Below are 19,645 nucleotides of genomic sequence, written 5' to 3'. Positions count from 1 at the left end.
TTATGTGCCGTTTCTACTTGACTATACGATTTGAAGTTAGAAGGCAGGTGCAGAACATTGATAAATTTGGACAAATTAGCAAAGGCATTTACTAAAGGTGTCTATGATATAGAAGACAGAAGCAGGTTAGTTATCCAGCCCAAAAGTTTATTAAGTGAATTTACTACCGTTAAGCATGGATTTCTGTTTATCATTCGCGGGGGAGCCAGGATACGAGTGAATGGAACGGTATATGAATTACGGCAAGGCTCAGTATTTCATGCGGCTCCAGGCATGCAGATGGATTCGCAGGTTATAGGACAATCAGAGCTTGAGTATTACTCACTTTTTTATAAATTGGATATGCCAGAAGAAATGAATAGTACTACCGAATTCGACTCTCATTTCAAGCTGGAGCCAGGAGCCAATCTAAAAATTATTGAATTACTAATCATGCTTCATCAGAATACCCATCCGTCGGGAGAAATTGGAAAGCTGCGTATCAAAGAGCTGTTCTTAAGCCTAATACATCAGGTTCTGATTGCTTGCAGTGACAGAGAGAACGACAGTTCACCGAATCAAAGGATGATTGACGAAGCCCTTGCATACATTAAACTCCATTATATGAATTCACTTACACTCGGTGAGTTAGCGGAACGGCATGCAATGAGTATAAACCGCTTCTCTTACTTCTTTCACAAATATACGGGGCTGCGTCCAATCGACTATGTCGTTAATTATCGTATGGAACGAGCCTGTGACTTTCTTAAAGCAGGAAATTTTCCTATCCACGAGATTGCAGAGCGCGTCGGTTATGACAATCCGCTGTATTTCAGCCGTTTATTTAAAAAGAAATTCGGCGTTTCTCCCTCTGCCTATAGATAATATACATATCGAGTTACTTATACTTGAATGAAGTCTGCAGCTACTGGTGATGAACCAGAAGTGCAGACTTTTTTATTTAGATTAAATAATGATGCATGTAGAATTTGAGATTTGTATATTTGAATTCATTTAAATTTTTGATACACTCACCCTTGTAACTGAGAATCATTATCAGTAAATTGATTTATAAATGAAAGGCTGGGAGATATGACACGAAACAGACAATTATGTATTGGGTTGTCCTTAAATGCAACCTGGATGAAAGGAGACGGCTGGCGGCACCCGGATAGCGGAGTCGAAAAGATGGGGTCTATCGAATATTATATTGATTTGGCAAAAATGGCGGAGAATTCTAAGCTCGATTTTCTATTCAGGGCTGATTATCTGTATGTTAGCCCGCAGATGTTAGGGGATTCCTCTAATTTCGGCAGCCCGGACCCTGCATTGTTTTTTGCAGCGATAGCCCGTGAAACCAAGCGGATCGGACTGGTGACGACGATTTCTACCACTTTTAATCCACCTTATGTTGTAGCAAGACAGCTTCAGTCTTTACACTGGCTGAGCAATGGACGTGCCGGCTGGAATATTGTCACTTCTATTGAAGGCGCCGATAATTTCAGCGATTCACCTATGCCTTCACCGGAAGAGAGATATGCCAAGGCAAAAGAGTTCACGGATGTTGTATGCAAGCTGTGGGAGAGTTTTCCGGATGAAGCAATTGTTATTGATCGTCAGTCGGGTATGTTCTCGGATAAGGATAAAGTGACTGCTATAAATCATTCTGGTGAATTTTTCAGTGTAAAAGGACCGCTTACTTTACCTGCTCACAGGTCAGGAACGCCTCCGCTATTTCAAGCCGGCGCTTCGGATATTGGACGGAATTTCGCTTCTTCCGTTGCAGATGCTATTTTTGCAGCAATGCCGGATATTGAATCAGGAGTGGAGCTAAGGAATGATCTGAGAAGAAGAGCGGCTGAGCAGGGCCGTGATCCGGATGCTATCAGAGTTTTGCCGGGATTATATTTTTTCCTGGCCGATACGCGTGAAGAAGCACTTGAATTACATAAGGCTGCACATGCGAATTTACATCTTGAACGCAGACATGCTTCGCTTAAATCTGTGTTGGGTCTTGATTTAAGCGGGTACCCCTTAGGTGTGCAAGTAACTGCCGATATGTTACCCGATTCCAATCAAGCCGTCCGCAGCCGGACACATGCCGAACTATTGCGGCGGTATATTATCAAAAACCAGCCTACAGTGAAAGAGATCCTGGACAGGCCGGAGGTTGTCGGATCTGCTCATTGGGTATCTGTCGGGACAGTCGAGGATGTACTGAACGATATTATTGAGCGGTTTGATGCGGGGGCTATGGATGGCTTCATTGCCTTGCCGGGCGGTTCAGAACAATCTATGGAACTGTTTTTTGAGAAACTGGTACCGAAGCTGGTTGAGAGAGGCTTGTTTCGAAGTGAATATACAGGGTGCACTTTTCGTGAGCATCTAGGGATTTAAAAAAGAGAGTTGAGGCGATTGAACAATGCATGAAGAGGAAATGTTTGATGTTACGATTATTGGCGGTGGTCCGGCCGGATTATTTGCAGCATTTTATAGTGGACTCCGCGAAATGAAGACCAAAATCATTGAATTTCAGCCTGTACTTGGCGGCAAGGTGCATGTCTATCCGGAAAAGATGATCTGGGATGTGGGAGGCATACAACCTATTCTTGGCTCACAGCTTATTGAACAAATGGTTGCGCAAGGGATGACGTTCCAGCCGGAGGTTGCTTTTAGCGAAAAGGTCACATCCATCTCGAAAAATGCAGCAGGTTACTTCGTATTGCACACGGCCGCAAACCAGAAGCATTTCACTAAAACTGTAATATTGGCCATTGGAGGAGGTATTCTGAAGCCTATCAAGCTTGAAATCGAGGGTGCCGAAAGATTTGAAATCACAAATTTGCATTATACGGTGAAGTCACTTGCCCGCTTCAAAGAGAAGACTATTCTAATATCGGGTGGCGGACATTCTGCTGTTGACTGGGCGAACGAACTGGCTCCGATTGCCAAGAAAGTGTATTTAACGTACCGGAAAGAGAACTTAAAGGGGCATGAAGCCGATATTTCGCGTTTGGCGAACAATGGCGTAGTGTGCTTGTTAAATACTTCAATCGAAAAATTGATTGCCACGCCGGATCACGAAAGAATAGGGACTGTTCTGCTAAAAAGCAATGACAACGGAGAAGGATTTGAGCTGTCCGTTGATGAGGTCATCATTAATCACGGTTATGAACGCGACAAAGAACTGCTGTTGAACAGTGAAATTAAATTAGATCTGTGGGAACATCGGATTTCAGGATCAGCAATGAGCGGGACATCCGTGCCTGGCATTTATGCGGCAGGTGATGTTCTGCATCATGAAGGAAAGCTGCACCTGATAGCGGGAGCGTTCCAGGATTCTGCCAATGCGGTAAACCAGGCCAAACAATACATCACGCCGGAGGCAAATTCGACCGGGATGGTGTCTTCACACAATGACCTGTTCATACAGAAAAACCGTGATTTAATGAAACATTTATACAGATAGTAATGATAACAACTCAAGGAGGAGTCAAATGAATAGATTATTTGGATGGATTGCATCCTTCATTATACTTGCAGGATTACTGGCTGGATGTTCCGAAACTTCAGTCACACCTGCACCTGTAGTCGGCAAGATCGAGGAAGCGGGATGGCCAAGAACAATTGCAGATGCCAGCGACAATGGAGTGGTGCTCAAGACACGGCCTGAGCGGATAGCGGTTCTTCATCCTTTGTATTTAGATTACTTTTTTGCTCTAGATACTCCACCAATCGCATCAACTAACGCAGTGGAAGCAATGAAAGATTTCGCTACTTTACAGCCTTATGCCGGAACTGCTGAGATTATTGATTTAGGCAACAGCAATGCGAATCTGGAAATGATCATGGATGCAAAGCCTGATGTGATTGTAACCTTCAAGGGTTCTGTTGATAGCAATTATGATGAGTTGAATAAGATTGCACCAGTCATCTTAATTGACTACACCGATACCTGGGAAAAAACGACGATGCTGTGTGCTCAGATCGTTGGAAAAGAAACGTTAGCGGAACAAGCCATTAAGGAAACCCAAGAAATGATTGCCAATACGAAAAAACAGTTAAATAGTCTTGAAAATAAGACCTTTGCCTTGCTACGGGTCGATGGAAAAGCCAATTTCAATGCTCAAGGCTCTAAAAACACGATGTACTACAATCAAACAGCGGGCTTTGGGTTGTTGCCACCAAAGGGATATCCCGAGGAGGGCGGAGCGCTTTCTCTGGAGGGGCTATACAGCATGAATCCCGATTATATTATTATTCAGCATGATATGGATATCGCAAAGGCGGCCATCAAGGAGAAGGAAACTTCAAAGGCATGGAACTCACTGGAAGCTGTGAAAAACAATCATGTTCTTATCTTTGATAATTCACTAAACAGCGCAAGTATTCTGGCTGTCCGTTTGGCTGCAGATCATTTTCTGCAATTGGCGGCTGAACAATAATTTATTATACAACAATCCGATTGCTCCCTGTAGGGTGATCGGATTGTTGTTATTCAGATAAATATCTTGTCCTGTTGTTTGGTGAAAATAAAGTATTAGACTGCCGCAGTTGTCGTTCCAATAACGTTCCACGTTAAGGTAATCACCTTAAGTGAGAAGGTCATCTTACCGTCTGGTAAACGAGGCCTATGGCTCCAGAATCAAAGGTCTTGTTTTCGGTTAGCTTGAGATTGATCTTCTCCTTGAGACCTTGGAATAACGGCAATCCCTTACCGATCAGAACGGGAGAAACTGTGATTTTATACTCATCAATTAAATCAAGCTGCATAAGCTGGTGTGCGAATCTAGGACTGCCGAGGATGACCATATCCTTGCCTGGCTGTTGTTTGAGGTTATTGATCTCATCCTCGACATCTTCTTTGATGAGTCTCGAATTATTCCATTCGACTTTCTCCAGCGTCGTGGAAAAAACGATTTTGGCTGTCTTTTCGATCCACTCGGCATGATTCCGTTCATGCTGCGAAGCTGATGGGTTCGAAGGCACAGATGGCCAGTAACTGTGCATCATCTGATAAGTCCCACGTCCCCAAATGACAGTGTCAGCAGTACTCAGAATTTCTTTCGCATGTTTCTCCAAATCAGCATCGTAGGAAACCCAGCCAATGTCCATTTCACCATTCGGCCCTTCTACAAAACCGTCAAGCGATGCGTGAAGAAATAGAACGAGTTTTCTCATTTTCAATTCTCCTTTGTTCATGAGGGATATTTGCATTATACATTAACTACATTTTAGCAGAATATTGGAAGGGAAGGTCGATGCGAGTACAAGAAGTTATCCTACAGGATAACACAAACGTTACATGTTGATACGCAACAACAAATATCAGAGATCAGTTTCTATTCCAAGTGTTATTTGAAAAAAGTGAACTGCATATTTAAACCACATCAAAAGCTATTGTGGCAGCAAAACAACATGGTCGTGAAGATATGGCTGAGAAGAACGAGAAAAATCTACTACGTTATCAGGGGATACAACTAACCTTCAAGAAGGCAACAACATTTTCGGTAGACAAGACAGTATAAAAAGAAAGGTGAGTGCTGGAAATGGTTAATTATGACCGTACAGCCATCTGCGAGAGGATCGAATTCCTTACGCCGTCAACAATCACAAGCACCCACTCCAAAGCAAACAAAGCGTGAGTTAAATGATGCGAATAAGGATATACTCATCGAAATGTTAAAACGCAACATCAAAACACTGCATGAACAACATAAAGCAAACACTAACCCTCAACAGCGCGGTTTCTCTTAGGCCGCGCCTTTTGCATTTAATCCCTCCATAACCAACGACAAAATATATTTTACCCGGGTAAAATTAGTGAAGTATTCAGAGGAGGATCTATAGAATGAAAGATGATCAAACGCGCTTTTGCTGCACAGCATTTTTGGGTGTGGGAGTCGTCGCCAGTGGTTCGTTACAGCACGTTGTTACTACAGTGAAGGATACTCTGGATGACAGAGACCTCACACAGCTGCTTATATTTGACGATACCACGGGGAAGCAAATAGAAGTTGATTTCCGTGGGAAGACAGATGACGTGCTCAAACGATTAGGAGAACAGTTTGGCGATTTGCCCGATATGGAAATGAATAACCAGCCTACACGGCGGGTCGGTCGACCCAAGCTGGGAGTTGTATCTGGTGAGGTTACATTATTACCAAAAGATTGGGAATGGCTGAAAAGTCAATCTGGAGGGGCGTCGGTAACATTACGAAAACTCGTTGGTGATGCTCGCCGTGCTGGAGGAAAACAGAGCAAGATACGAGAGTCACAAGAAGCAACATATTACTTTATGACAGCTATGGCCGGGAACTTCCATCAATACGAAGAAGCTCTGCGGGCACTGTATGCTGATGATTCGGATCGTTTTTACCACTTGATCGATAACTGGGCACCTGATATCAGAAACCATATCAAAAAATTAGCCGCTGATGCATTCCCCGAAGGGAACAAATGAACGAAAGAATGTGTAGGCGTAAGGAATTTAGAATAAAAAAAGGAACGATGAAAGGAGCCGCACTATGACAGAATTTGAATTTAATCGATACATCGAACCATCGTAACGTGCTGGCATGAGGATCATACAGCGAGGCATCGAGGGCAGCATCGTCATGTTGAACCTCATGCGTTTTCGTGATGTTGCCGATTACACAGCCAATCCTGAACTAACACCGGAGGTTCCAATCAGCGTTGCCGAAGCTTTCAACCGCTATATCGAGCACACCCTCCCATTTCTCCGTGAAAGCGGAGGTGAAATCATGTTTCTTGGCGATGGCGGAGAGTTTCTTATTGGACCCGAAGACGAAAGATGGGATCTTGTCATGATGATCCGCCAGAGCAGCGCGCAGTCGTTTCTTGCTTTTTCAAGTCATCAAGACTACATGGCCGGTATCGGGCATCGGACTGCAGCGATCGAAGATTCACGCCTTCTGCCTATGACAGAACTTACAATACCGAATTAATTGGAGGAGAACATAATCATGAACATTCTGAAAGTCAAAAGCGTCGAATTGGCCTATGACAGTTTTGGTAATGAAAATGACGAAGCTATTATCCTAATCGCCGGGCTTGGAACCCAGATGATCCGATAGACGGATTCGTTTTGTCGGATATTAGCAGTGCGGGGCTTTCACGTAATCCGTTATGACAATCGCGACGTAGGTTGCTCGACGCATTTTAGCCAATATCCGACGCTGGATTTTGACGCACTGGCGACGGCTCTCATGTCGGGAAAGCGACCGGACATCCCTTACACTCTCAATGACATGTCCAACGACGCTATCGGACTACTCGATGCCCTTTCAATTGACCGGGCACATTTCGTTGGCAGGTCGATGGGAGGAATGATTGCCCAGATTGCTGCCAGTGAGTACCCTGAACGGGTTTTATCACTCACCTCCATTATGTCCAGTTCCGGTAATCCAACACTTCCGCAAACTTCCCCGGATGTCATGGCGATGATGACTAAACCAGCGCCGAACCCATTTGAGGATGAAGCAGGATTTTTGGCGCACAGCGTCTCTTTTGCTAAACGTATCGCCGGCACCAGCTATCCGTTTGAAGAGGACGCTTATCGAGCGCTCATTCTGGAGGAAGTCCAGCGAGCCTACGATCCAGGCAGTATTGGACGACAAATTGCTGCGATCGCTGTCTCCGGTGATCGTCGTCCGCGGCTGGCGACCATAAAAGTACCAACACTTGTCATTCATGGGGTGGACGATCCCCTATTCGTCCCGGCGTGTGGCGAGGATACGGCTTCTGCCATTCCGGGCGCTGAGCTAATGTTGGTTGACGGCATGGGACACGACTTACCGCACCAACTTTACAAAGTAATCGCTGATGGCATAGAGCGAACGGCTCGTCGCAATTGACACGCTGCAGCTGCCACCAACAGAAAGTGCAAAAAATATGGCGGAGGGGTTTGAATCGATTTCACTTGAAGTGCTTCCGATGGGATTATGTTTTTGTATATAATGGCGATGGTGATAACTATCATGATGAATTCGTAATGGAGGACCCTTTTTCATTAGAGCTTCAGCTAGATACAATTATGAATTTATTAATTAAATAACCCCTCCGTTTGGACTATGGATCAGGGCGTTTCTGATTCGAAGAGGAGACACTCCAAAAGTGAGGTTATCCTTTACCACATAAGGCTTTGCGCTAGGAGCAAGTGCCATGTTCAACATCCGCCCCATAAAAATTCCATGTGCAGCATTTAAAAGAGAATTTAAACCTATGGATATTAATGACATTGACATCCATAGGTTTTTCTAAAATAATAGAATGTAATTGAATACTGGTACCTTTAATTCAGTCCAGAGAGGCTGACAAGGACAGCGGATTTTTATAATCACGCGAGAAGCAGGGCATATTCCGTCAAGGGATGCTCTGTGTCTTGGCGCGGGTTATGATGAACAAAAGAGGCTACTTGTCAGTTTAACTTGACAAGTAGCCTCTTTTGTTTCTGCTTTTTTGGTATCAGGACACTTTATACTGGGGGTATTCTGATGAGTAAACAAGATCAAGAGTTTTCGTGGCAAGCAGTGCCAAAAACGCAGAGAAATCATTTTGGGAAGACATTTTCCGTCATGTTGGCATTCACTTTCTTTTCGGCAAGCATGCTGGCAGGGGGGACGTTAGGTGTCAGCTTGACATTCATGGAGTTCATAGGAATCGTGCTTGCAGGTAATCTTGCACTAGGCATCTATACGGGAGCACTGGCACATATCGCTGCCAAAACAGGGCTTTCCACGCATTTGCTTGCAAAATATGCGTTCGGTGAAAAAGGGTCCTACCTTCCTTCTTTCCTGCTCGGCTTCACACAGGTCGGATGGTTCGGTGTCGGCGTGGCCATGTTCGCAGTACCCGTCGCCAGAGCGATGGATTGGAATGTGTACCTGTTGATCTTCGTATTTGGTCTCGCAATGACGGCATCAGCCATCTTCGGCATGAAGTCGCTCGTCATTCTGGGCTATGTAGCGGTTCCGGCCATTGCTATTCTTGGTGGTTACTCCGTGTTCGAAGGAGTAAACACGCTGGGAGGTCTGCAAGGGTTGCTTGATTACACACCGACTCAGTCGCTCACCACAGCAGCAGCTTTGACCATTTGTATAGGGTCATTCATTAGCGGCGGAACGCTGACGCCCGATTTTGCCCGGTTTGCCAAGACGTCCCGGCAGGCGGTTACTGCAACAGTCATTTCGTTCTTTCTGGGGAACTCACTTATGTTCCTATTCGGCGCAGTCGGCGCAATGGCTTATAATCTGGCAGATATCTCAGAGGTTATGTTCTTGCAAGGATTGCTCATTCCTGCAATCGTCGTTCTGGGGCTGAACATCTGGACGACCAACGATAACGCACTTTACGCTTCAGGGCTGGGCTTCGCAAATATCACAAAAATCTCTAAAAAGTTTTTCGTCATCGTTAACGGCATTGTGGGTACCGTATTTGCCATGTGGATGTACAACAATTTCGTCGGTTTCCTGAATGTGCTGGGCGCGGCGATACCTTCCATCGGGGCCATAATCATCGCAGACTATTTTATTGTGAAGCGTAGAAACTATAAACCATTTGCCGACATGACTTTCAAGAATGTAAACTGGATAGCGATGGTTGCTTGGGCAATAGGTGTGGCCTTTGCCCAGCTAGCCCCAGGAATAACACCACTAAACGCACTTATCGGAACAGCGGTTGTATACACCGCATTGATGCTGATCCTATCTACGAAAAAATCCAAAGAAATGGGGAATACAAATGATTATACAAAACGCAAAATTGCGGGGTAAAGAAGGTTTATGGAATATTGTTGTGAAAGATGGGAAGTTTGATCTTATCACGCAGTCCCTGGAATCAACTACGAATGAGGAAGTCATTGATGTGGGCGGCTCCCTTGTGCTGCCACCGTTCATTGAACCTCATATTCACTTGGATACAACGTTAACGGCAGGTGAGCCGGAATGGAATTTGAGCGGAACACTATTCGAAGGCATCCAGCGTTGGTCAGAGCGCAAAGCCTCCCTGACACATGATGACGTTAAAACACGTTCCAAAACTGCACTGAAATGGCAGATCGCGCAGGGTATCCAGCATGTACGAACACATGTAGACGTCACTGACCCAAGCTTGACTGCTGTTAAAGCAATGCTTGAAGTGAAAGAAGAAATGGCACCATTCATTGACATCCAGCTTGTCGCTTTTCCGCAGGAAGGTATTCACTCCTTCCCGAACGGCGTGGAATTATTAGAAGAGTCGTTGAAAATGGGTGTTGACGTTGTGGGTGGTATTCCACACTTCGAATTCACAAGAGAATATGGCGTCGATTCGATGAAAGTTGCGTTTGACCTCGCTGAAAAATACGACCGCCTGATCGACATCCATTGCGACGAAATCGATGACGAGCAATCCCGTTTCTTGGAAGTCGTAGCCAAAGAAGCCTACGAGCGCGGGCTTGGTTCCCGCACGACTGCAAGCCACACGACGGCGATGGGGTCATACAATGATGCATACACGTACAAACTGTTTAGATTACTGAAGATGGCTGACCTAAATTTCGTCTCCAATCCTCTGGTTAACATCCATCTGCAGGGACGCTTCGACACGTATCCGAAAAGAAGAGGATTAACTCGCGTCAAAGAACTGCTGGAAGCCGGACTTAATGTATGCTTCGGTCACGATGACATCTTTGATCCATGGTATCCGCTAGGCACAGGTAATATGCTTCAAGTACTGCACATGGGTATTCATGCTTCCCAGTTGCTCGGATACGATCAAATCGTAAATTCAATCGATCTTATTACGAAAAATAGCGCAAGAACGTTGAATATCGAGGATATGTATGGCATTGAAGAAGGTAAACCAGCCAACTTCATCGTTCTTGAAGCAGAGAACGAGTACGAGACCATTCGCAAACAGGCCGGAGTGCTTTATTCGTTCAGAGGCGGCCGCAAAATCGCGGAAACACAGCCGCGGAACACTTCGATCATTCTTGAGAACGGTTTGGAGAAAATTACTTTCAATAAATAATCGGATGAAGCATGCGCTGTATCAAGAAGAGCCTGCGTTTAAGTCAACAATCCCCTTATGTTAGACAGGTATATAAGAGATCACATGATCGTGAACTCTTCCTGCATCCATGGGGGGATTTTTTTTGATTCTTATGTTTGACCATTTTTCTATTCCAGGACATTCCGGAACAAAACGCTATCATTACTAAGACTTTTTTCATAGCTTATTTCCAAGATTCGACCTTGTTTTCACCCACAGTATAGGCCGAAAGTATAAATTTACAACACTTTACATAAATCTATGTTTTTCCTAATCCTTATGAGATAGCATATTAGACGAAAGCGGTGGACAACTATGGGGAAATCCGCCGATCTATATCTCGAGGAGGAAGGAAATAATGGAGAAGCATTCAGGTTGGAAAAAAAGGCTGCTAAATTGCATGCTGGTTGCATCTGTTGCCGTACCTCTGCATTTGTTCGCATTCGGAGCCGATACGGCGGTACACGCTGAGGGGGCAAGCGATCCCGCACCATTCATTGAAGCCAAAGTGGTTAACGAGCATGCAGGCCAGAAAATACTGTTCGACAATACCCACGCACAGACGGCCGGAGCGGCTGACTGGGTTATCGACGGTGCTTTTTCCGACTTTGGCAATGCGCTTGCGCAGGAAGGCTATTACGTCAAGGAGCTTCGTAAGACCACTCCAATTACGCTGGGCGATCTTTCCAGCTATGACGTCTACGTCGTAGCTGAATCAAATATTCCATATAAATCCAGCGAGCAGGCAGCAATGGCGGAATACGTGGAGAACGGCGGCAGTATCTTCTTCATTGGCGATCATTACAATGCGGACCGCAATAAGAACCGCTGGGACGGAAGCGAGGCATTCAACGGCTACCGCCGTGGAGCTTGGGATAATCCAGCTAAAGGCATGAGCGCCGAAGAGGCTGGCTCCGCGGCAATGCAAGGCGTAGTTAGCTCCGATTGGCTGGCAGAAGAATTCGGCGTCCGATTCCGCTTCAATGCCCTCGGTGATATTAACGCAAACAACATCGTGGCTCCCGCACAGGCCTTCGGTATTACATCAGGAGTATCAAGTGTAGCCATGCATGCCGGCTCCACGCTGGCAATCCTCGACCCGACCCGGGCGAAGGGTATCGTCTATCTGCCGAAAACCAACAATGCATGGGGCAACGCGGTGGACCAAGGCGTCTACAATGGCGGCGGCGTAGCGGAAGGTCCTTACGTGGCCGTAGCGAAAAAAGGCGCGGGCAAAGCCGCCTTTATTGGTGACTCCTCCCCGGTCGAAGATGCAACGCCGAAGTATTTGCGCGAGGATACCGGTGCCAAGAAAACGACTTACGACGGCTTCAAGGAGGCTGACGATGCTGAGCTTCTGGTAAACACCGTTAACTGGCTCGCCGAACAGGAGAGTTATACAAATTTCACCCAGGTAAGTGGGTTGACGTTGGATCAGCCAACGCAGCTGCTGCCGTTCGAAGAGCCGGCACTTTCCACCGAGCCGCAGCCAGAACCATGGGCCGCGCCGAATGCCGGCTACAAATGGTTTGACCGCACTACCTTCAAAGCGGGCTCCTACGGCGGACCGGCAGCTACTGCAAGTGCGGTGTACAATATGACGCACCAGACGGTGCTGCCGAACGCGCAGGATTTCCAGATTCGGGTAAGCGCAGATAATCTCCCTGCGAATACCAGCGTATCAGGCTTTCAATTGGGCATTTACCAGGTGAGCAGCGGCGCCCAGATCGCCAAGATCCAGAACAGTGACGGCACTTGGCCGAGTAGCTATGCTTACAGCGCCAACTTTAGCTTGACATCAGACCTGAACGGCCATGCCTATAAAGATTTGACCGTGCAGATTAAACCGGGCACCACGGCTGCATCCAACCTGCGGCTGCGCCTGAACGGAACGAACCTGAAGACTGAATCAGTAACGCTCGGTAACGTCCCAGCAGAGCCGCTACCAGACGAGGAAGATCCGATTCCGGCGACCGTCTCCATCGGCGAAGCCCGGACCAAGATCGTTGGGTCCTTGGTGACGGTTGAGGGTATCGTAACGACTGAGCCGGGTATTTTCGGTGGGCAAGCCCTTTACCTGCAAGATAAGACTGGTGGTCTTTATATCTTCCAGAGCCAAAGTGGCTTCCATGCCGGTGATACGGTTAAGGTAACAGCGTCCACGGCGCTGTATAATTCGGAGCTAGAATTGACCGAAGTTGTGAAGATCGAGAAAACCGGCACAGCGGAGCTTCCAGAGCCCGTTGTCGTGCCGGCGGTGAACGATGCCAATCAAGGTCAGCTGCTCAAGCTTAAAGACGTGAAAGTGACGAATATTATCACCGCCACTCCAAGCGGTTCCTTTGAATTTGACGCTATCGCCGAAGGCGGGACAAGCAATCACATCCGGGTGGATGTCCGGACGGGCATCACGAAGGACAGTTTCCCTTATGCGGAAGGACAGAAGCTCGATATTACAGGCGTAGCCGCGATCTTCAAAGAAGTATACCAACTCAAGCCTAGAAGTCTCGGAGATTTCAGCGTTGTGGAAGAAGAGGCAGCTCCGGTAACGACGGCAACGCTGTCGACGAATCCGAATGCTGCCGGCTGGTTGAACCAGCCCGCCGAAGTGACTCTGAAAGCCAACTCCGGTACAGCTAAGGTTTATTACTCGCTAAATGGCGGCGTGGAAGCTGTATACAGCACTCCGTTGTCCGTAAGTAAAGACGGACGAAATACGCTGACATACCATGCAGTTTCGGGTAAGGGCAAGATCGAAGAAACCAAGACACTGAGCCTTAATATCGACACGGTTTCACCGACAGCAGTGCTGACGGAGTCCGGTCATGCGGTCGGCGATGTGGAGGAGGAAGCCCAGCTTAGGTTTGTATTGGTTGCCGAAGATAACCTGTCCGGCGTAGCCTCCAAGCAGCTTCTGCTCGATGGACAACCCATTGCCGAAGAACAGACCCTGAATGCTGCGGAGCTGGGTGCCGGGTCCCATACTGTAAAATATGTAGTGATCGACGCCGCTGGCAACACTGCAGAAAAGAGCTACACATTCCAAATTACAGGTGGAGCCGCACTCGCAACTGACAAACCTGGACAACCAGTGTTGTCCTCGAACAGCGGCTACGGTTATGGACTCAGTGACGGCAACTTTACAGTCACCATGAACCTCTGGTGGGGCAATAATGCTACCAGCTACAAGCTTTATGAGAATGGCACGCTAATCGATTCCAAGTCGCTGAAGGATGTATCTCCGTCCGCCCAGACGGCAAGCACAGCGCTTCATGGTAAACCGAACGGCACTTATGTATACACAGTGGAGCTTACCAACAAATACGGAACAACGAAGAGCCAGCCGCTCACGGTGACGATCCGCGACGCCGCTCCGGGCAAGCCAGTCTTGGCCCATGACAACTGGGACGGAGACGGCTCTTATAAAGTAACAATGAATCTGTGGTGGGGCACTAACGCCACAGAGTACCGCCTTTATGAGAACGGGCAGCTGATCGACACACAAGCGCTAAACGCCAACACCCCTTCGGCGCAGATCGCTACGACTGACGTCACTGGCCGAGCTTCCGGCATATATGAATACCGAGCAGAGCTGGTCAATGCAGCGGGAGAGACCTTAAGTGATACTATTAAGGTAACTGTCAGCAATTAATAAGATGAGTTTCTAAATTTTACGCGTAATATACCAATATGCTGCAATGTTATAACACTTATAGAATCATACGATCAAAACAACCTAGGGTTCATACCTTAGGTTGTTTAGTTTTGATATCAATATATTTAGAGCTTGGACAAAAGAAAGGTGCTTATATCTTTCAGATGTAACGTTTTTTTTGGCTTGTTCATATTCCGTTCATATTGTCGTCACGAAGAGGACATCTTGCTTAGTTACACTTTGAATAAGTCGCCACAGCGGCTTTAAGATACAAGGACAAGGAAGGGAAGAGATGAACGTGGCAGAATTAGTAGAAATAAAAACCACTGGAACTAAAAACCACAAGAGACGAAAATTGTGGTTAAAAATATTCGGAGGTATTGTCGGGGCGCTCGTACTGTTTATGGGCATTGTTTTTATCGTTAATGTAATCTGCAACGGGGTCGAGAAAAAGAAAATAGAATCGTATGGTCAGTATGTCAATGTAGATGGCAAAAAGATGAATGTGTACATTCAAGGCAGCGGAGATCAAACTGTTGTATTGCTTCCGGGACAAGGAACCCCAACACCTGCACTTGATTTCAAATTGCTGATCGATGAAATTTCTCCCAATTATAAGGTCGTGGTGGTAGAGCCTTTCGGTTATGGATTGAGCGATGAAACCGAGAAAGAAAGAACAACGGAGAATATTGTAAGTGAGGTTCACGAAGCGCTGCAGCAACTGGAGATTAACCGTTATATTCTAATGGGACATTCGATCGCAGGACTTTACGGAGCAACCTATGTGAACACCTACCCGGATGAGGTTCTTGCTTTTGTCGGCATCGATAGCAGCGTTCCCAATCAACCCGGCATGGATGTCAAATTGCCTTTGAAATCCATGCAGTTTCTTCAAAAATCAGGTTTGATGAGATTGTTCCAAAAAGTGAGCGGAGATCCGTATAAATCGCTCGCATTTGATGAGCATACCAAAGAACAGATGCATTTGTTTTCGAATCAAGTCGGTGGCAATCCAACGCTGATGAATGAATTGAGCCATCTCGGTTCCAATTTCAAAAATGGAGAAAAACTCACAATGCCAAATGAGTTGCCGTTGCTTCTCTTCGTTCAATCGAATAATGAGCACAATAAACAGTGGATTCCGTTACATGAGGAGCAAGTCAAACAATCCGCACAGGGAAAAATGATCCCGATGGAAGGTTCTCATTACCTGCATCATACAAAATACAAAGAAATCGCCGAGGCATTCAAAGAGTACATGAAGCAAATCCAATTGTAGAGTTGATAATTAAACCGCGGTGCCGAAATTGGCTCCGTGGTTTCTTTGTTTTTCGCTTCGTCTGTACACTCAGCCCAGCCAATGTAGTTATCAACTTTATTCCTGAGACATTGGAGTATGGTACACTTCAAGACAAATCTTGGTCATTTCATCAATGGATTTTGCAAAGTCGGATTGTATCCATTTGAGAAGAACATTATAGAGGGCCCCCGCTTTAAAGTAAATTCGGTACACATTCTCATCGCTTTTGTCATGAGCAGTAGAGAGCATCATTTCATTCAAGCAATCCAGAATCACATCATCAAACTTCGCGCTTTGAAGTGCTTTGTAGATGTTACGCTGCTGATAAATAACTTCAAAAAGCACTTTGATAAATTTTTGAGGTTCTTTGGCTTTGCCTGTTAATTCATTGGTGTAAGGCAAAAGTTTTTGATTAATCTCGAAAATAAGCGAATCGACCAAATCCACCAGAATCTCTTGCTTGGAGGAATAGTTGTTGTAATAAGCCGTTCGAGAGACCCCTGCGCGCTTCACAATATCGGTGATGGTAATTTTGTTAAAAGGCTGTTCCTGGATCAAGAAGACCAAAGCCGTGCAAATGGCTTCTCTTGTCAAACGGTTGGTTTCTTTATTGGACTGATGCTGAGAGGTATTTGGGCTGTATAATTCATGATTTGGGATGACATTTCCCCTCCGTTTGTACATTCTAGTGTGCGTTTTATTGTTTTTCATGAGTCTTTTCAATATGCTAAAACCATAAGGCATTACAAATGTAATGTCAAAATAGGAGTTAGATAAAATGGGAGGGCATCATGTTAGAGAGCGTATATAGACGATTGTCAGCGGTGCTGCTATTGATCCTAGCACTCTGTGCTGCGGTATTTATTGGTAAAGAAACGGTAATCTCGATAGTGACCATTATCCTTTTGTTAGCTGAATTAGGCATCTCCCTTTTACTATTAAAGAAGCGTGAGAAGTTACAGTTAGTATTTATTAGTGCAATGGTGGCAGAAGGGTTATTCTTACTAACAAAAGAATTTTGGCTGCTTGCGCTTTCCATCCTACTGCTGATCGTAGCGGGTTCATGGAGAGGACTCTATGGGCAAACGGTGAGCAGAAGAGTCACTCCGTTTCTAGTGGTTCGAAAAGTGTTATTCAGCATTGCAGTTCTTACCGTTACTGCATTTTGGGGGATTGGAATCTATGCAAAACCTATTACAACGCCTGTGGAATTAGCAACTGATGCAGCTGTGACGATCGATGAACGTACATTGGATTCTGCAGCAGTGATGCTGAAGGATATTGAAGTGATGAATTCTTTTGGAAGCCGTACAACCGGTTCTGAGGGTCACAATCAATTTATTGTATGGCTGGAGCAGCAGGTAACGGATATGGGGCTGCAAGTCTATCGTGATCGCTATTCTTTTGACCGATGGGAAGAAAAGAGCAGTTCGTTAAGGATTGATCAGCAGCCCATTCATGTCTCTTCAGCTTTTCCCTACTCCGGGGAAACTGACGAAATAGGTGTAACAGGCGAACTGGTATATACGAAGCGTGGTGCATATGATCAGGCTAGCGGAAAAATTGCTGTCATTGAAATTGAAAATTTTAAAAAATTTCCTAGTGGAATCGTAATGAACATGCGGGATTCATCTCCAATCGAAAGCCGAATTGCCCCAAATGAAGGGGATCTAGTGCTCACTACGGCTTTAAAAGAAGCTAAATTGGAGCAAGCGAAAGAAATGGGTGTAAAAGCAGTTATTTTAGTCTGGAAAGGAGTATCCGATGATAAGATAGAAAAGCAGTATGTACCTTTTACCACCGATTATGCTGGAATCCCTGCGATCTGGGTCAATGAAACGGAAGGGCAAAAGGTGATCAGCGCAGCTCATGAGCACAAAGAAGGTACGGTTATTTTAGAAGCGGAAATACAAAAAAATGCCCCAACAGAATCCTTTTATGTGAAAATTGACAGTAAAAATAAAGACGAAGCAATTATCGTAAATACCCATACAGATGGGATTAATGTGGTGGAAGAGAATGGCGCTGTGGGCATGCTGTCCATGATTCGTTACTTGCAGCAGGAGCAGCCGGAACGTACGATGATTTTCGCTTTTGTAACAGGGCATTTTAGATTACCGGAATTCAAAGGATCCTCTCAGGCGACTTCCACTTGGATGGAGGGGCGTCGTGAGCTCTGGGATGGCGCGAACGGCCATATGAAAGCTGTAGCTGGAATTACGGTTGAGCATTTAGGCAGCATGGAGTGGAAGGACGATGATACAGGTAAATATGGTCCAACTGGACAAATAAGTACAGAATATACCTATGCGGGCAATGAAATGATGGCAGCCATTTGGCTGAAGGCTATTGAAAAGACAGACGGCACACGGACTGTATTATTACGTGGACATAACAAGTTTGAGTTTGGAGAGAGTCAGCCCTTATTTGAAGCAGGGATACCCGTGATTGGCTTCATTCCAATGCCCGACTATCTGCTCGTAGATAGTGAAAACAGAGAGATGGACAAATTTGATGCAAAGCTTATGCATACGCAAATTGTATCGTTGCTGAAAGCGGTCAAGCTAGTGGACGCAACGCAGACGACTAAGCTTGGGAAGTCAGATGGGTATTCTTTCTTCTATGGTCGTACGAAATGATGGTGGTAATAGTGTTAGAAGAAAAGGAGAAAGAACTATATGTTAATCAAAAATGTTGAGGATATTAAATTACAAGAGTTTACAACTTGCTTTAACGAAGCCTTCTCCGATTATGTCATTCCATTTCAAGTTTCTGAGCAGAATTTAGCTGATAAATTTGCAGGTGCGGGTGTTAATTATCAGATGTCATTCGGTGCTTTTGATCAAGATAAGCAGGTTGCATTTGTTATGCATGGCATCGGTGAGCGTAACGGCGAAAGAACTGCCTTTAATACCGGTACCGGAGTCGTTCCTTTATATAGAGGAAAACGGCTGGTCGCACAAATTTATCGTCATGCTTTTCCCATCCTCAAAGAAGCTAATATTCAAAAATGTTTGCTTGAAGTGATCCAAACCAATGTTAAAGCTATAAAAGCGTATAGTGCTTTAGGATTTCAAATCCATAGAGAATTAGTTTGCTTCAAGGGTCGTATTAATGTAAACCTTCCGGTCGATCATAGACGTACATTCATTTCTATGGTTCGACTGGAAGAATTCGATTGGACATCGGTACATGCTTATTGGAATTTCGAACCTTCTTGGGAACAATCCGCTGAGGCAATTTTACGAAACCCGCATCTGTACGATGTGGTCACCATAATGGAAGACAACAAGATTTGTGGATACGCGGTAATAAAATCAGCCAATGGAGCTGTTCTACAGTTCGGCGTTTTGCGAGAAAAAAGAAATCAGGGATTGGGACGTTCCTTATTTCATTGGATTGGAGAGAGACATGCACTCATCACCGTCAATAATGTAGACAAAAGAGATATAAATTCTATACGTTTCCTTAAAGAAGTTGGTCTTGACGTATTTATAGAGCAATATGAGATGAAAAAAGATTTGTCATAACGAAGATGATATTCGCTTTAATTCAAAAACACTGATGAGTTGAGTCAGTGTTTTTTTGTTGCCAAAAAAGGGTATATATAAAGGATTGGAATGAGAAAATATCGTGTTTCTCTAACATCGAAATACGAG

At 45.3% G+C, this 19,645-nt stretch carries 15 protein-coding genes and 1 pseudogene; 14 read left to right on the top strand and 2 right to left on the bottom strand.

The window, feature by feature from the left end:
• Nucleotides 1-57: 57 nt before the first annotated feature.
• From CA600_RS03625 to CA600_RS03610, 4 genes are all read left to right on the top strand, one after another.
• Nucleotides 58-864, top strand: coding sequence for a helix-turn-helix domain-containing protein (locus CA600_RS03625; protein ID WP_094868963.1), 807 nt, complete (start codon nt 58-60; stop codon nt 862-864).
• Between the two features lie 207 nt (nt 865-1,071).
• The gene (locus CA600_RS03620) at nt 1,072-2,376 is read left to right on the top strand and encodes an NtaA/DmoA family FMN-dependent monooxygenase (RefSeq protein ID WP_094868962.1); all 1,305 of its coding nucleotides are present in this window, start codon (nt 1,072-1,074) and stop codon (nt 2,374-2,376) included.
• 25 nt (nt 2,377-2,401) lie between these two features.
• On the top strand, nt 2,402-3,448 hold the full coding sequence (locus tag CA600_RS03615; RefSeq protein WP_094868961.1) for an NAD(P)/FAD-dependent oxidoreductase: 1,047 nt from the start codon (nt 2,402-2,404) through the stop codon (nt 3,446-3,448).
• A 28-nt stretch (nt 3,449-3,476) separates the two neighbouring features.
• Nucleotides 3,477-4,424 (top strand): ABC transporter substrate-binding protein, encoded by a 948-nt coding sequence (locus CA600_RS03610; RefSeq protein WP_094868960.1) that lies wholly within the window; start codon nt 3,477-3,479, stop codon nt 4,422-4,424.
• A 160-nt stretch (nt 4,425-4,584) separates the two neighbouring features.
• On the opposite strand, the gene CA600_RS03605 is transcribed toward CA600_RS03610, so the two are convergent.
• On the bottom strand, nt 4,585-5,160 hold the full coding sequence (locus CA600_RS03605) for a dihydrofolate reductase family protein (protein WP_094868959.1): 576 nt from the start codon (nt 5,158-5,160) through the stop codon (nt 4,585-4,587).
• Nucleotides 5,161-5,339: 179 nt separating this feature from the next.
• Between CA600_RS03605 and CA600_RS31690 the strand changes: the two are divergent.
• From CA600_RS31690 to CA600_RS03560, 8 genes and pseudogenes are all read left to right on the top strand, one after another.
• A pseudogene (locus CA600_RS31690) lies at nt 5,340-5,536 on the top strand (transposase); the annotation flags it as partial.
• 294 nt (nt 5,537-5,830) lie between these two features.
• On the top strand, nt 5,831-6,442 hold the full coding sequence (locus CA600_RS03590) for a DUF2239 family protein (protein ID WP_094868957.1): 612 nt from the start codon (nt 5,831-5,833) through the stop codon (nt 6,440-6,442).
• Between the two features lie 154 nt (nt 6,443-6,596).
• Entirely contained in the window at nt 6,597-6,947 is a 351-nt protein-coding gene (locus CA600_RS03585) for a DUF1330 domain-containing protein (protein ID WP_256989712.1), read from the top strand.
• A 156-nt stretch (nt 6,948-7,103) separates the two neighbouring features.
• A complete protein-coding gene (locus CA600_RS03580; RefSeq protein ID WP_373455872.1) occupies nt 7,104-7,856 on the top strand; it encodes an alpha/beta fold hydrolase in 753 nt (250 codons plus the stop codon).
• Nucleotides 7,857-8,495: 639 nt separating this feature from the next.
• Nucleotides 8,496-9,773 (top strand): cytosine permease, encoded by a 1,278-nt coding sequence (codB, locus tag CA600_RS03575; protein WP_094868956.1) that lies wholly within the window; start codon nt 8,496-8,498, stop codon nt 9,771-9,773.
• On the top strand, nt 9,742-11,010 hold the full coding sequence (locus CA600_RS03570) for a cytosine deaminase (protein ID WP_094868955.1): 1,269 nt from the start codon (nt 9,742-9,744) through the stop codon (nt 11,008-11,010). Before codB ends, CA600_RS03570 begins: the two co-directional genes overlap by 32 nt.
• Nucleotides 11,011-11,389: 379 nt before the next feature.
• Nucleotides 11,390-14,683, top strand: coding sequence for a chitinase N-terminal domain-containing protein (locus tag CA600_RS03565; RefSeq protein ID WP_256989711.1), 3,294 nt, complete (start codon nt 11,390-11,392; stop codon nt 14,681-14,683).
• 295 nt (nt 14,684-14,978) lie between these two features.
• Nucleotides 14,979-15,965 (top strand): alpha/beta fold hydrolase, encoded by a 987-nt coding sequence (locus tag CA600_RS03560; RefSeq protein ID WP_094868954.1) that lies wholly within the window; start codon nt 14,979-14,981, stop codon nt 15,963-15,965.
• Nucleotides 15,966-16,061: 96 nt separating this feature from the next.
• Here the strand turns inward: CA600_RS03560 and CA600_RS03555 are convergent, their stop codons facing one another.
• The gene (locus tag CA600_RS03555) at nt 16,062-16,697 is read right to left on the bottom strand and encodes a TetR/AcrR family transcriptional regulator (protein WP_179281516.1); all 636 of its coding nucleotides are present in this window, start codon (nt 16,695-16,697) and stop codon (nt 16,062-16,064) included.
• An 80-nt stretch (nt 16,698-16,777) separates the two neighbouring features.
• Between CA600_RS03555 and CA600_RS03550 the strand changes: the two genes are divergently transcribed.
• Both CA600_RS03550 and CA600_RS03545 read left to right on the top strand, forming a co-directional pair.
• Nucleotides 16,778-18,625, top strand: a complete 1,848-nt coding sequence (locus CA600_RS03550) for a hypothetical protein (RefSeq protein ID WP_094868952.1) — start codon at nt 16,778-16,780, stop codon at nt 18,623-18,625.
• Between the two features lie 39 nt (nt 18,626-18,664).
• Complete coding sequence (locus tag CA600_RS03545) at nt 18,665-19,516, top strand: GNAT family N-acetyltransferase (RefSeq protein ID WP_094868951.1); 852 nt, start codon at nt 18,665-18,667, stop codon at nt 19,514-19,516.
• Nucleotides 19,517-19,645: the final 129 nt, after the last annotated feature.

It is taken from the genome of Paenibacillus sp. VTT E-133280 (assembly GCF_002264385.1).
In the GTDB taxonomy this organism is placed as follows: Bacteria; Bacillota; Bacilli; order Paenibacillales; family Paenibacillaceae; genus Paenibacillus_AQ; species Paenibacillus_AQ nitricinens.
This window is presented reverse-complemented; position numbering and strand designations above follow the sequence as displayed.

Bases quoted from the DNA above. Each gene is read 5' to 3' on its own strand.
- CA600_RS03620 (WP_094868962.1), top strand. From the start codon at position 1,072: ATGACACGAAACAGACAATTATGTATTGGGTTGTCCTTAAATGCAACC.
- CA600_RS03615 (WP_094868961.1), top strand. From the start codon at position 2,402: ATGCATGAAGAGGAAATGTTTGATGTTACGATTATTGGCGGTGGTCCG.
- CA600_RS03610 (WP_094868960.1), top strand. From the start codon at position 3,477: ATGAATAGATTATTTGGATGGATTGCATCCTTCATTATACTTGCAGGA.
- CA600_RS03605 (WP_094868959.1), bottom strand. From the start codon at position 5,160: ATGAGAAAACTCGTTCTATTTCTTCACGCATCGCTTGACGGTTTTGTA.
- CA600_RS03590 (WP_094868957.1), top strand. From the start codon at position 5,831: ATGAAAGATGATCAAACGCGCTTTTGCTGCACAGCATTTTTGGGTGTG.
- CA600_RS03585 (WP_256989712.1), top strand. From the start codon at position 6,597: ATGTTGAACCTCATGCGTTTTCGTGATGTTGCCGATTACACAGCCAAT.
- codB (WP_094868956.1), top strand. From the start codon at position 8,496: ATGAGTAAACAAGATCAAGAGTTTTCGTGGCAAGCAGTGCCAAAAACG.
- CA600_RS03570 (WP_094868955.1), top strand. From the start codon at position 9,742: ATGATTATACAAAACGCAAAATTGCGGGGTAAAGAAGGTTTATGGAAT.
- CA600_RS03565 (WP_256989711.1), top strand. From the start codon at position 11,390: ATGGAGAAGCATTCAGGTTGGAAAAAAAGGCTGCTAAATTGCATGCTG.
- CA600_RS03560 (WP_094868954.1), top strand. From the start codon at position 14,979: ATGAACGTGGCAGAATTAGTAGAAATAAAAACCACTGGAACTAAAAAC.
- CA600_RS03555 (WP_179281516.1), bottom strand. From the start codon at position 16,697: ATGAAAAACAATAAAACGCACACTAGAATGTACAAACGGAGGGGAAAT.
- CA600_RS03550 (WP_094868952.1), top strand. From the start codon at position 16,778: ATGTTAGAGAGCGTATATAGACGATTGTCAGCGGTGCTGCTATTGATC.
- CA600_RS03545 (WP_094868951.1), top strand. From the start codon at position 18,665: ATGTTAATCAAAAATGTTGAGGATATTAAATTACAAGAGTTTACAACT.